Consider the following 13,168-nt stretch of genomic DNA (forward strand, 5'->3'; position numbering starts at 1 on the left):
TGATTCTCGATCCATCACCGGCCAGAGCGGATCTGCCGGATGAGTTATTTCCTTTAATTGATATTATGAAACCGAATGAGAAAGAATTGAGTATACTGACAGGTATGCCGACAGAAACAGATGAAGAGATCAAGGCGGCAGCAGATGCACTGCTTGAAAAAGGTGTTTCTAAGGTTGTGGTTACCCTTGGAGCAAGAGGTGCCATGCTGGCCGATGGCAATGAGAAGCTTTTCTTTGAGGCAAAGCCGGTTGTACCTGTGGATACAACGGCGGCCGGAGCTGCATTTACTGCTGCAATGGTCAATGGACTGGCACAGGAAATGGGAATGATACAGGCCATTCGCATGGCCAACGGTGTGGCATCGATTGTTGTTACACGCCATGGGGCACAGGCTTCGATTCCTGACAGGGATGAAATCGATGACCTGATATGGAACTATTAATTCTCAGTAAGTGCAGTTAATTTTTCCGGATGGATGAGTTCGATGGTGCCGCGGGATAGTCGGATCCAACCTTCATTTTGAAAGTAGCGAAGCATACGGGTGACCACTTCTCTGGCCGTTCCCATGTGATTGGCAATTTTTTCATGGGTGATTTTCAGGTGGTTGGTTTTTTCAATGGCGCTTTCTTGAATTAGGAATTCAGCCAGCCGCTTATCAAAGCTTTTCCATATGATCTGTTCCATCAGCCACATGACATCAGAAAAACGGCTGCTGAGAATTTCATTTGTATAATTGGCCAGAGCAGCGGACGCTTCCATGACGGATTTATAGACATTAGGCGGGATCAGCCAGAAATCCGTATCTTTTTCGGTTTCGATGATGGTGTCGAACTGGATATTCGGCATCATGCAGGAGGCGGAGAACAGACACAGATCTCTTTCAAACAGGCGGAAAAGTGTGATTTCCCTGCCTTCCTCAGATATCATATAGGCGCGCAGCTGGCCGGAATGAATGAGCAGAACGCCAACACAGTCAAGGGAACCATTGTGAATGATGGTTCCTTTTTTTGCATGTTCATAACGGACAGCGTGTTCAAGCTGTTCCTGCTGTCCGGCAGTTAATTTATTCCAAACGGGAAAAAACTCCTGAAAATCTTTTTCTTTTGAAATCAAAATATATCCTCCTAGTTTTTGGGGAGCTGACAAATTGTCAGCTTCATCAAGAGATAGATGACTTTCCTGAATACATAGCAAAAGTTGTTTTCAGTATAAAGAAATTTATGATGGAAGTCAATGAACTTTGGTGACAAAGTCACGGAAGGATTTCTGATAAAAGGGTATACTACAGACATAAGAAACAGATAAGACATGAACGATAAGAAAAGGAGATTTGATAGATGATGAGAGAATTTAATAAAAGAACTTTGGATAAATATGCTGCAGATGGTAAAATGGTTTTAGTGGAATTTAGTGCACCATGGTGCGTGTACTGCAGAAGGCTGGCACCGGCTATGGAGAAGATTGCAGAGGAATATAAAGATATCCTGGCAGTTGGCTCAGTGAATATTGATAATGAGCAGGAATTGGCAAGACAGGAACGGATTGAAGTTGTGCCGACGCTGGTGCTTTATAAAAACGGACAAGCTGTGGATTCTATTGTGGGGCCGGGTTCGAAGGCGGCAGTCGAGGACTTTATACGAAAGAACAGCTGAGGTCGGAATATGAGCAAAATATTCTGATATGACAGAAATTCGGAAAATGTATTTAGAAATCATCGGATAGTGCGGTATAGAATGGAGGAACGGAATGAGACATTTATATGATGTGATTATTATCGGCGGCGGTCCGGGCGGTTATACGGCAGCACTGTATGCCGCCAGAGCTGGTCTGGATACACTGGTACTTGAGAAGTTATCAGCGGGCGGACAGATGGCCCTGACAACACAGATTGATAATTATCCCGGTTTTGAGGCGGGCATTGATGGTTTCACGCTGGGAGAAAAAATGCAGCAGGGGGCAGAGCGCTTTGGGGCAAAAACAGAAATCGTTGAAGTGGATGGCGTTCATTTGCAGGGGCCTGTAAAGACGGTGCATACCAATGAAGGAATTTTTGAGGCAAAAACAGTGATTCTGGCTATGGGGGCTCATCCGAGAAAACTGGGTATTCCGGACGAAGCGCGATTGGTCGGTCATGGCCTGCATTATTGTGCTGCCTGTGACGGCATGTTTTATAAAGATAAAACAGTGGTTGTTGTGGGCGGCGGCAACAGTGCGGCTGCGGATGCACTGCTTTTGTCCAGAATCTGTAAAAAAGTTATTCTTGTTCATCGGAGAGATGAGTTGCGGGCAACCAAAATTTATCATCAGCCCTTGATGCAGGCAGAAAATGTTGAATTTCAGTGGAATCAGACGGTTGAGAGTGTTATTGAAAGTATAGTGGCAGATGATGGTCATGATGGTCGGCAGGGACGGCGTTTCAGTGGAGGAAGAAATCATGTGCAGATAACAGGTGTGCGTTTAAAAAATGCGGCAACCGGTGAGAAACAGGAAATTGTTTGTGATGGTATTTTTGTCAGTGTGGGCAGGGAGCCTGAGACACGAATGATTGAAAATCAGGTTGTGTTGGATGAGAATGGTTACATTATTGCAGACGAGTCTACAAAAACCAATCTTCCGGGAGTGTTTGCAGTGGGCGATATCCGGACGAAGGCGTTGCGTCAGATTGTGACAGCCACTGCGGATGGCGCCAATGCGGCGTATGCTGTGGAGGAATATCTGGCGAATAAATAGGAACCCCAGGGAAATAAAGACTTTAAACTGCTATACTGAATAAAAGGTGTAGCAGTTTTTTTATGATTTTGTGTAGATTTTTCCAGATTCTAAGCGTATAATAAACATGCTTTGCGTGTAAAAACGAATGTAGATAGAGAGAGGAAAGAATTTAATGGAAAAATTAAAACCAATGTTGTGGTCCGTGATGAAGGGCTACACAAAAGAACAGCTGGTCAAAGATATTGTGGCCGGCATTATTGTGGCAATCATTGCACTGCCGTTGTCGATTGCTCTGGCCCTGGCTTCAGGGGTGACGCCTGAGCGCGGTATTTATACGGCAATTACAGCCGGATTTGTTATTTCATTTCTTGGCGGAAGCCGTGTGCAGATTGCGGGACCGACAGCTGCATTTGCGACAATTGTTGCCGGTATAGCCGCGGAGAATGGTATAGAAGGACTGGCACTGGCAACGGTGATGGCCGGTATTATCCTGATCATTATGGGTGTCTGTCGAATGGGAAGCCTGATCAAATATATTCCATATACGATCACGACAGGTTTTACAGCCGGTATTGCCGTTACGATTTTTATTGGGCAGATTAAAGATTTTCTTGGTCTGACAGTTGTTTCGGAAGAACCGCTGATTGAGACAATGGACAAATTAGTGGGGGATATTCGTTTTATCAGCACCATTAATGTACAGGCAGTCATCGTTGGTGCGGTATGTCTGGCGATTCTGATTGTCTGGCCGATGATCAATGAGACGATTCCGCCGTCACTTCTGGCAGTTATTGCCGGTATTGCCATGGTGAAAGGTTTACATATGCCGGTGAATACAATCGGTGATTTATATACAATTTCCAATGCACTGCCTGCATTGACAGTTCCTGTGTTTAATTTTGATATGGTACAGAAACTGCTTCCGGATGCATTTACCATTGCCATCCTGGCTGCGATCGAATCCTTATTGTCATGTGTCGTTGCAGATGGTATGATTAATTCAAAGCATCGTTCCAATACAGAACTGGTAGCCCAGGGCGCGGGCAATATTGTTTCTGCGTTATTTGGCGGTATCCCTGCCACAGGTGCCATTGCCCGTACAGCAGCCAATATCAAGAATGGCGGACGTACACCGATTGCAGGTATGGTTCATGCAGTTGTACTTCTGTTGATTCTTGTTGTGCTGATGCCTTATGCGGCACTGATTCCGATGCCGACGATTGCAGCGATTTTGTTTATGGTAGCCTATAATATGAGCGGTTGGCGTAAATTTGCATATTTGCTGAAAACAGCGCCAAAGAGTGATATAATAGTGCTTGTATTGACTTTTGGTCTGACAGTTGTATTTGATCTTGTTGTTGCCATTGAGGTTAATGTGGTACTTGCTGCAATGCTGTTTATGAAGCGCATGAGTGAGGAGACGGCTGTTGAAGGCTGGAAATATGTTGAAAGTGATGACGATGATCCTGACAGTATTAACTTGAGGGATGTAGCCAAAAATATTCGTGTTTATGAGTTAAGTGGTCCATTATTCTTCGGTGCTGCCGATAAGATTGCTGAGATTCATGCGAAAGATTTCAATAATTGTCTGATTTTGCGTATGCGAAGCGTGAATGCTATTGATGCAACAGCGATGCATGCACTGGAACTGCTTTGGGAGAAATGTCAGAAGAAGAATGTGACGCTGATCTTTTCTCATGTGAATGAACAGCCGATGTCAGCGATGAAGAAGTCGGGACTTTATGATAAGGTCGGTGCTGAAAACTTCTGTGCGCATATTGATGACGCACTGGAAAGAGGCGCTGAGCTGGGAGAATCCCGACAGTAAAAGCCGATATTTGTCTATGCTTGTCATTATTGGGTGCAGTTGGAAAACTTGCGGCTGAATAATGACCAGAAATTTATTAAGAAAAGGATGGGGCAGAAATGGGAAAATTAATAATACCTGAAAATTACCGTTCTTGCCTGAGTAGTTATGAGACTCAGGAAGCAATCGGTATGATTAAAATCCTGATGCAGAAGAAATTATGTATGGCGTTAAAGCTGAAACGTGTGACAGCACCGTTATTTGTTGATCCGTCTTCCGGTTTGAACGATGATCTGAACGGCGTGGAGCGACCGGTATCTTTTGATATTCCGGATGCACATATGGAAGCCCAGGTTGTACATTCTCTTGCAAAATGGAAGCGTATGGCACTTTATAATTATGATTTTCCTGTAGGCAAAGGTCTGTTGTGTGATATGAATGCTATTCGTCGTGACGAAGAACTGGACAATCTGCATTCCGCTTATGTGGATCAGTGGGACTGGGAAAAAGTTATCACAGAAGAGGATAGAAACTTTGATTATCTGAAGACCACTGTGAACCGTATTGTGGAATCCATTTGCAATACCCTGGATGAAGTGAAATATCAGTATGAACATCTGCATACAGAGCTTTGCAGAGAAGTTTCTTTTATCACATCTCAGGAACTGGAAGATATGTATCCGGATCTGACACCGAAGGAAAGAGAGAATGCCTATGCCAGAGAGAAGAAGACGATCTTTATTATGCAGATCGGTGATCTTCTGAAATCCGGCGAACGCCATGACGGACGTGCACCGGACTATGATGACTGGCAGTTAAATGGTGACCTGCTGTTCTGGCATGAACCATTACAGTGTGCACTGGAAGTATCTTCCATGGGTATCCGTGTTGATGCGAAGTCCCTTGATGAACAGCTGACCAAGGCCGGCTGTGATGAGAGACGTAAGCTGCCGTTCCATCAGCTGCTGTTGTCCAACAGACTGCCGCTGACAATCGGCGGCGGTATCGGCCAGTCCAGAATCTGTATGCTGTTGCTTCAGAAAGCCCATGTGGGTGAAGTTCAGGCATCTGTCTGGGACAAAGAGACACTGCAGCAGTGTGAATCTGCCGGTATCGAAATTCTTTAATTTCTTAATGAGTAGATTGGCTTCAGGAACTTTGAAGTCTAACCATAAAAATAACGTTCTGCACTCCGCTACGCTTAGGCGCAGGAAGTCGTTGCAGAACGTTATTTTTGTGTTTGGGACTAGGAAAGGCTGAGAGCCAATCTACTCATTAAGCTAAAAATCAGAGAATTTCGATACATCATAAAGTAAAAAGAAGATGTTTTGGGGTGGAAAATGGAGATATATATAAATTGCTGGATGAAGCAATCTATTGTATAATGACAGTAAGTGAGTGTTCGAACAAATTATGATGTATTTGAAAAACAAGGAGAGATTATATGCCGTTATTAGAAGAAAAAATTTATACGATAGAGGCTATTTATGCATTGCCAGAAGGTGAGAGAGCAGAACTTATTGATGGTAAGATTTATTATATGGCTCCGCCCAGCAGAAAGCATCAGGATATTTCGGGGGAATTATATGCGGATATTAAAAGTTATATCCGTTCCCATGGTGGAGACTGTAAGGTTTATGCGGCTCCTTTTGCGGTATATCTGGATGAAGCAACGAATACATATGTTGAGCCGGACATATCTGTTATCTGTAATCCTGATAAGTTAGATGATAAGGGGTGTACAGGGGCACCGGATTGGATTATTGAGATTGTTTCCCCTGCCAGCAGAAGAATGGATTATTATACGAAATTGTTTAAATACAGAACAGCCGGTGTTCGAGAGTATTGGATTATTGATGCGGCAAAGAATCAGGTTGTGGTGTACGATTTCGTCAACGGCGATATGGCGCAGTATACATTGCAGGACTCTGTTAAGGTAGGAATTTACGAAGACTGCGTGATTGATTTCGGGAGTATGGATTTTTAAACAGGCGCATTTTGCGTATTGAGAAAGCTAAGGGAATTGAAACAAGTATGGTAAATCAGACAAAACAAGCTCTGGAGGCATCATTAAAGCACTTACTTTTACAGAAGCCTCTGGACAAAATTACAATCAGCGATCTGACGAAGGACTGTGGCATCAGCCGAATGGCGTTTTACTATCATTTTAAGGATATTTATGATTTGGTGGAATGGTCATGCCTGGAAGATGCCACAAGGGCATTGGCGGGCAAGAAGACTTACAGTACATGGACAGAAGGATTGCTGCAGATTTTTGAAGTTGTTTATGAGAACAAGCCGTTTATTATGAATGCCTACCGCTGCATCAGCAGGGAGCAGATTGAGAATTTTCTGTTTCAGTTGACGTCGGATTTGATCATGGGGGTTGTTAAAGAGCAGGAGCAGGCTGCGAATACGACGATACCTGATAAAGATAAGCGTTTTATTGCAGATTTTTATAAATACAGTTTTGTGGGCATTATGCTGGACTGGATTAAGCAGGGCATGAAAGAAGATTACGAGGAAATTGCCAGAATGATCGCGATCACGCTGCACGGCGGCATTGCGAATTCCATCAGGAACTTTACAAAAGCGGAGGAATGATAAGTTTTTTATCATTTCTCTTTTTTTGTAAATTGAAAAAAGACAAAATCGGTCATACTATATAGGCATCACTTAATAACAGATGAAAGACATCTAATATCGGTTGTACACGATACCAAACGCAACAGAGTGTCAATGTGCAGCTATTTGAAGAAAGGTGGTTATCTATATGGCTAAAAAGAAATTAACATTAGGTATGGCAGCGGCTGCGGTAGCAGGCACAGCGGTTTATGTGGCGAAGAAGTCTCAGGATAAGAAGAATCAGAACGGCACATCACAGAACGACATCCGGGATAAGGCAAATTCTGGTTGGTCATTGACACAGCATAAAATAAATTCAGGTTGGACATTTAATAAGAAAGACGACAGGAATTCAGCAGTCAACAATAGTTACCGCAATACAGAGCGCGGCAAATATGAGAAAAACAGCAAGGGCATTTATTATACCAATGGTAATTATGAAGCTTTTGCCAGACCGGAAAAGCCGGAGGGTGTGGAGGAAAAGCATGCCTATATCGTAGGCAGTGGTCTTGCTTCTCTGGCAGCGGCATGTTTCCTTGTTCGTGACGGACAGATGCCGGGAGAGCATATTCATATTCTTGAAGCTATGGACATTGCAGGCGGGGCCTGTGACGGTATCTTCGACCCGAGCCGTGGCTATATCATGCGTGGCGGTCGTGAAATGGAGAATCATTTCGAATGTTTATGGGATCTTTTCCACAGTATTCCATCTCTTGAAATTCCAGGTGCTTCGGTTCTGGATGAATTTTATTGGCTGAATAAGCATGATCCAAACTATTCGCTTTGCAGAGCAACGGTGAATCGGGGCAAAGATGCCCATACAGATGGAAAATTTAATCTCAGCCAGAAGGGCTGCATGGAAATCATGAAGTTGTTCATGACGAAGGATGAAGACCTTTACGATAAAACCATTGAAGATGTTTTCGATGATGAAGTCTTCAATTCAACATTCTGGATGTACTGGCGCACCATGTTTGCCTTCGAAAACTGGCATAGCGCACTGGAAATGAAGCTGTATTTCCAGAGATTTATTCATCATATTGCCGGTCTGCCGGATTTCAGTGCTTTGAAATTCACAAGATACAATCAGTATGAATCTCTGATCCTGCCAATGCAGAAATATCTTGAAGATGCCGGGGTTGATTTCCAGTTTAATACAGAAGTGACGAATGTTGTTTTCAAGTTTGAGAATGGAAAGAAGATTGCGTCTCTGATCGAGTGCAAAGTCAATGGCAAGGAAAACGGCATTATGCTGACAGAAAACGACCTTGTATTTGTTACAAACGGCAGCTGTACAGAGGGAACGATTTACGGCGATCAGAATCATGCGCCGAATGGTGATGCGGAAGTCAGAACAAGCGGTGTCTGGAGCCTCTGGAAAAATATTGCCAGACAGGACCCGTCCTTCGGACATCCGGAGAAATTCTGCTCAGATGTGGCCAAGACAAACTGGGAGTCCGCAACTGTCACAACACTGGATGATAAGATTATTCCTTATATTACCAACATCTGCAAACGTGATCCGAGAACAGGCAATGTCGTTACAGGAGGCATCGTCAGCTGTCAGGATTCCAGTTGGCTTCTGAGCTGGACCATTAACAGACAGGGACAGTTTAAAGAGCAGGACAAAGATAAAGTCTGCGTATGGGTGTATGGTCTGTTTACAGATGTACCGGGTGATTTTATTAAGAAACCGATGAAGGATTGTACAGGTAAGGAAATCACAGCAGAATGGCTGTATCATCTGGGTGTACCGGAAGATCAGATTATGGATCTGGCAGAAAACAGTGCTGTTTGCGTACCGACCATGATGCCTTATATTACTGCATTCTTCATGCCGAGAGCAAAAGGTGACAGACCGGATGTTATCCCGGATGGCTGCGTGAACTTTGCATTCCTTGGACAGTTTGCAGAAACACCGAGAGATACGGTTTTCACCACAGAATATTCCGTACGTACAGCGATGGAAGCCGTGTATGGACTGCTGGGTGTAGATAGAGGTGTACCGGAGGTCTGGGGCAGTGTTTATGATATCCGGGAACTGTTAGACAGCACTGTGAAACTCATGGATGGCAAATCTCCATTGGATATTGAGCTTCCGGGACCGCTGAATCTGGTGAAGAAGCCTCTTTTGAAGATGATTCATGGAACGGTTGTTGAAAAAGTACTGGAAGACCATGATATTATCCGCAAATAGCGAATGATGTAATAAAAAAGGCTGTCGCTTAACGATTGAAAATCGTTAAGCGACAGTCCTTTTTGTAGGAGATTGTTTAATCTCGTTCTCTATAGTGATTGCAATCTTTTAATTCATCCGGGTCTTCCAGTGTATGATACCATGTGCAGCTCCATTTCCAGCTGCAGTCAGTAGGTTCACCGTATTCACAATCTTTACATCTTCCGTAGTTTTCCATAATTAATTCCTCCATTTAATTAAAATCATGTTTTTGCAATTGTTTTGGGATTGCTTTGTTTTGATGCTTTAAGTATATCAGAAGCCCTTTTGGGAGGTGTTCCCGGAGAGTGAAAAAATCAAGGTTAGATTTAATCTCTGTACTGGGCTTCGAAGCGCAATGTGACCATTGGTGTATGGGTGAAAGCCCCATAATTAAGTACCTTCAGCTCTGTGATATTGGTTGAAATCTGTGACCAGTTAAACTGGCAAAGCATTTCTCGCTTGACAGCTTCCGGTGTTGTAAAGCCTGTTGCCTGCTTTGTTTCAAAATGCATACATTCATAGGAACCATCCCCTCTGTCCTGAAATTCGCTGCCGAATGTGATGTTATTTTTCTTTAAATATACATCCTCAATCTGGAAAGAGACAGAGCAGGTGGAAGCATTGATTTTTCTTACCATAACTAATACCTGAAGTTTCATCCAGGGACAGCGTTTGGCAATAAGGAATACAATCTGTTCCATCTGATTTAAGATTGAGCTGCAAGATCCTGTTCGGTTGACGGTGCAGTGTAAACGAGAATCTGTGTTGGTGTTTCCTTTTTTGTTAGCTGAAGGCTTGGTGTCGCTGTCTGCAAAAATAATAAAAATAATAATCGCTGCAATAATGATCCACATAAATATAATCTCCTTTTCTTTAAGTGCCTGTTTTCTTTTGATGTAATCAGTATATCAGAGGCCTTTAAGGGAGTTGTTCCCGGATGGTGAAAAAATCGCAGTCAGCATTTGGAGAAGGAGACGCCTTTTCGGGAGGTGCTTTTTATCAGCAAATCTTAATGGGGACATAATTGAATAGACATGTTTAGTATGCTAAAATAATAGCGATCACGAAATACAAAGTGGGAGGATACTATTAAGAAAAGGGGCGTTGCAGATGGGTAAAGTGCGTTTGAACGAAGATCGTGAAATCGTTGCGAGAGTTAAGGAAGGTCTGAAACGGAAAGAAGGTTACTGCCCGTGCAGACTGGAGGTCAAACCGGAGTATAAGTGTATTTGTGATGAATTCAAAGCACAGATTCAGGATCCGGATTTTGAGGGCTATTGTCATTGTCAGCTTTATTATAAAGAGAAATAATTGTCACCGTCGAGTCATTTGCAGATAAGCTGGCAAATAACACCTGCCAGAACGGCAACAGTTAAGGATGTAAGAAAATCCATGACAGACACCGCCTTATAATTTAACCCCAAAAGGAGGTAAAACTTTGAAAGTTTTAGTTTACAGAAAATGCAGTACATGTATGAAAGCTTTGAAATGGCTTGAGGTCAATCAGGTTGTTTTTGACGAAAGGCCGATTAAAGAGGAGAATCCGTCTTACGAGGAATTGAAAGCCTGGTATGAAATGAGTGGCCTGCCGCTGAAAAAATTCTTTAATACCAGCGGGATATTGTACAAACAAATGAATCTGAAGGACAAGCTGAAAGAAATGTCTGAGGATGAACAGCTGAAGCTTCTGGCAACAGATGGTATGCTGGTGAAGCGGCCGCTGGTCATTGGGGACGGTTTTGTACTGACGGGATTCAAAGAGAAAGAGTGGGAAGACAAAATCAATGGTTAGAGAAATTACAAAGGATATATTTTTCCTGGGCCAGAAATCAGAACCGGCGACAGAGGCTGATATCCAGACCGGCCGTGATTTGCAGGACACATTAAAAGCCCATCGTGCGGAATGTGTTGGCATGGCAGCAAACATGATAGGGATAAAAAAGAATGTCATTATTGTGAATATGGGAATTGTTGATTTGGTGATGTTTAATCCGGTATTATTGAAGAAAAGTGGTCCTTATGAGACGGAAGAGGGCTGTTTGTCATTGACAGGTGTGAGGAAGACGACAAGATACAGAGAAATCGAAGTGGAGTACAGAGATATGAGCTGGACAGTGCGCCGCCAGAAACTTAGTGGTTGGACGGCACAAATCTGTCAGCATGAGATGGATCATTTAAAAGGAATTATTATTTAAATAGTACTAAAGATATTTGCTTACAGAAGAAAAGGCTGCCCGGTGGCAGCCTTTTGTGAGAGATTGTCTTAATCGCGTTCTTTATAGCGATTACAATCTCTGAGTTTATCCGGGTCTTCCAGTGTGTGATACCATGTACAGCTCCATTTCCAGCTGCAACCAGAAGCTTTTTTGGGGCGAGTCCCGGAGTGAGCAAAAACTGCAATTACGAGATGGAGGATCAATAGAGATATGGGAAAAGTAGTTTCGGTGATCGAATCATTTATTATGAAAGCACAGGTGAGATAATATAGATACGAATGAGACACAATGGGATAAATTGTTGAAAATAAAAACTTCGGGACGCGATGATTCACGTTCGGATCAGTACCGATACCCTTATGAGCCGACGCCGTATTCGGTGCTGGAGCGATTGGCAGGCAGCGGATATATACGGAAAAGTAATTGCCTGTTGGATTATGGGTGCGGAAAAGGACGTGTGGACTTTTTTCTGTCCTATCAGACAAGATGTCGTTCCGTCGGTGTGGAATATGATAGCAGAATATATAAAACAGTCTGCGAAAACAAACGCCATGCCGTATCAGGCAGCCGGACGGAATTCGTCATGGGGAATGCTGAGAACTACGTTGTACCTGCAGAGGTGGACAGAGTATTTTTCTTCAATCCTTTTTCAGTAGAGATTCTTCGAAAAGTTCTGGCAAAAATTGAAGATTCCTATTATGAAAATCCCCGTGAGATACAGTTGTTCTTCTATTATCCGTCAGATGAGTATATCAGTGAACTGATGACGGTGGATATGCTTTCCTTTGTGGATGAGATAGACTGCCGGGACTTGTTTGATGGGGAGAACCCAAGGGAGAGGATTATGGTGTTCGCATATTAAGGAGCTTCTGAATAAAATTAATAGCATCGGGACAACTAAGTGAATCCATACTTTGTATAATGAAAGTATACTTAGTTGTAAGATAGACTTATACAGAAGATTTTTTGTGAAGTCTATTGACATTATAAGAAATGAGTGTTATAGTACAAATAGAACAAAAAGCGTTGAAGAGGATACGGCTATGGCCGTGTCCTCTATTAACATGATGCGTTCAGAATAGAAGAAGTTCAGAAAGGTCTTATAAAGACGGAGGTGGACAGTGATGGCTAAGAGAGATTATTATGAAGTTCTTGGTATAGATAAAAAAGCAGACGACAAGGCGATTAAGCGTGCATATAGAAAACTGGCGAAGAAATATCATCCGGATACGAATCCGGGGGATAAGCAGGCAGAGCAGAAGTTTAAGGAAGTCACAGAAGCTTATAATGTTCTCGGTGATGAGAAGAAGAGAAAGCTGTATGACCAGTATGGTTTTGCAGCCTTTGAAGAAGGTGCAGCAGGCGGCGCATACGGCGGTGCAGGTGCAGGCAGCGGCTTTGGCGGTTTCCAGGGCGGTTTTGGTGGCAATGGCGGTTATCAGGAGTTCCATTTTAAGGGTGGACAGAACGGTAATATGGATGATATCTTCGGAGATATTTTCGGGGATATGTTCCATGGCAGAAGTAGCAGCGGTTTCGGCGGCCAGGGATTCAAGCAGAGCTATGGCAGCGGTTTTGGCGGCGGCAGT

The 13,168-nt window shown here is 43.3% G+C and carries 16 protein-coding genes; 13 read left to right on the top strand and 3 right to left on the bottom strand.

What is annotated here, in order from left to right; genetic code table 11:
• A partial coding sequence (locus WMO25_RS07400; protein ID WP_349084772.1) for a PfkB family carbohydrate kinase occupies positions 1-443 on the top strand: 443 nt, incomplete at its 5' end.
• Here WMO25_RS07400 and WMO25_RS07405 read toward each other — a convergent pair.
• The gene (locus tag WMO25_RS07405) at positions 440-1,114 is read right to left on the bottom strand and encodes a Crp/Fnr family transcriptional regulator (protein ID WP_349084774.1); all 675 of its coding nucleotides are present in this window, start codon (positions 1,112-1,114) and stop codon (positions 440-442) included. The two genes, WMO25_RS07400 and WMO25_RS07405, sit on opposite strands and share 4 nt — an antisense overlap.
• 224 nt (positions 1,115-1,338) lie before the next feature.
• On the opposite strand from WMO25_RS07405, the gene WMO25_RS07410 reads away from it, so the two are divergent.
• The 7 genes from WMO25_RS07410 to WMO25_RS07440 all read left to right on the top strand — a co-directional run bounded on the left by WMO25_RS07410 (position 1,339) and on the right by WMO25_RS07440 (position 9,342).
• On the top strand, positions 1,339-1,653 hold the full coding sequence (locus WMO25_RS07410; RefSeq protein ID WP_349084776.1) for a thioredoxin family protein: 315 nt from the start codon (positions 1,339-1,341) through the stop codon (positions 1,651-1,653).
• Between the two features lie 94 nt (positions 1,654-1,747).
• Positions 1,748-2,731, top strand: a complete 984-nt coding sequence (locus WMO25_RS07415) for an NAD(P)/FAD-dependent oxidoreductase (RefSeq protein ID WP_349084778.1) — start codon at positions 1,748-1,750, stop codon at positions 2,729-2,731.
• 154 nt (positions 2,732-2,885) lie between these two features.
• On the top strand, positions 2,886-4,541 hold the full coding sequence (locus WMO25_RS07420; RefSeq protein ID WP_349084780.1) for a SulP family inorganic anion transporter: 1,656 nt from the start codon (positions 2,886-2,888) through the stop codon (positions 4,539-4,541).
• A gap of 98 nt (positions 4,542-4,639) precedes the next feature.
• Entirely contained in the window at positions 4,640-5,647 is a 1,008-nt protein-coding gene (asnA, locus tag WMO25_RS07425) for an aspartate--ammonia ligase (RefSeq protein WP_349084782.1), read from the top strand.
• Positions 5,648-5,964: 317 nt separating this feature from the next.
• Complete coding sequence (locus WMO25_RS07430; RefSeq protein ID WP_349084784.1) at positions 5,965-6,507, top strand: Uma2 family endonuclease; 543 nt, start codon at positions 5,965-5,967, stop codon at positions 6,505-6,507.
• 47 nt (positions 6,508-6,554) lie between these two features.
• On the top strand, positions 6,555-7,124 hold the full coding sequence (locus WMO25_RS07435) for a TetR/AcrR family transcriptional regulator (protein WP_015514871.1): 570 nt from the start codon (positions 6,555-6,557) through the stop codon (positions 7,122-7,124).
• 169 nt (positions 7,125-7,293) lie between these two features.
• Entirely contained in the window at positions 7,294-9,342 is a 2,049-nt protein-coding gene (locus WMO25_RS07440) for an oleate hydratase (RefSeq protein ID WP_349084786.1), read from the top strand.
• Positions 9,343-9,418: 76 nt separating this feature from the next.
• Here the strand turns inward: WMO25_RS07440 and WMO25_RS07445 are convergent, their stop codons facing one another.
• Positions 9,419-9,559, bottom strand: coding sequence for a hypothetical protein (locus WMO25_RS07445; protein ID WP_015514873.1), 141 nt, complete (start codon positions 9,557-9,559; stop codon positions 9,419-9,421).
• Positions 9,560-9,689: 130 nt separating this feature from the next.
• Positions 9,690-10,217 (bottom strand): hypothetical protein, encoded by a 528-nt coding sequence (locus WMO25_RS07450; RefSeq protein WP_349084789.1) that lies wholly within the window; start codon positions 10,215-10,217, stop codon positions 9,690-9,692.
• Positions 10,218-10,473: 256 nt separating this feature from the next.
• On the opposite strand from WMO25_RS07450, the gene WMO25_RS07455 reads away from it, so the two are divergent.
• The 5 genes from WMO25_RS07455 to WMO25_RS07475 form a co-directional block, all read left to right on the top strand.
• Positions 10,474-10,674, top strand: a complete 201-nt coding sequence (locus WMO25_RS07455) for a ferredoxin thioredoxin reductase catalytic beta chain (RefSeq protein ID WP_221718119.1) — start codon at positions 10,474-10,476, stop codon at positions 10,672-10,674.
• 127 nt (positions 10,675-10,801) lie between these two features.
• Positions 10,802-11,155 carry an arsenate reductase family protein gene (locus WMO25_RS07460; RefSeq protein ID WP_349084791.1) on the top strand — a complete coding sequence of 118 codons (354 nt, stop codon included), beginning with the start codon at positions 10,802-10,804 and terminating at the stop codon, positions 11,153-11,155.
• On the top strand, positions 11,148-11,558 hold the full coding sequence (locus WMO25_RS07465; protein ID WP_227081359.1) for a peptide deformylase: 411 nt from the start codon (positions 11,148-11,150) through the stop codon (positions 11,556-11,558). The genes WMO25_RS07460 and WMO25_RS07465 overlap by 8 nt, the downstream gene beginning before the upstream one ends.
• Before the next feature lie 322 nt (positions 11,559-11,880).
• Positions 11,881-12,441, top strand: coding sequence for a class I SAM-dependent methyltransferase (locus WMO25_RS07470; RefSeq protein WP_264472533.1), 561 nt, complete (start codon positions 11,881-11,883; stop codon positions 12,439-12,441).
• 262 nt (positions 12,442-12,703) lie between these two features.
• Positions 12,704-13,168: DnaJ domain-containing protein (locus WMO25_RS07475; protein ID WP_349084794.1), on the top strand; the 465-nt coding region annotated here is incomplete at its 3' end.

Source organism: Coprococcus intestinihominis, from assembly GCF_040096555.1.
Lineage (GTDB): Bacteria > Bacillota > Clostridia > Lachnospirales > Lachnospiraceae > Coprococcus_A > Coprococcus_A intestinihominis.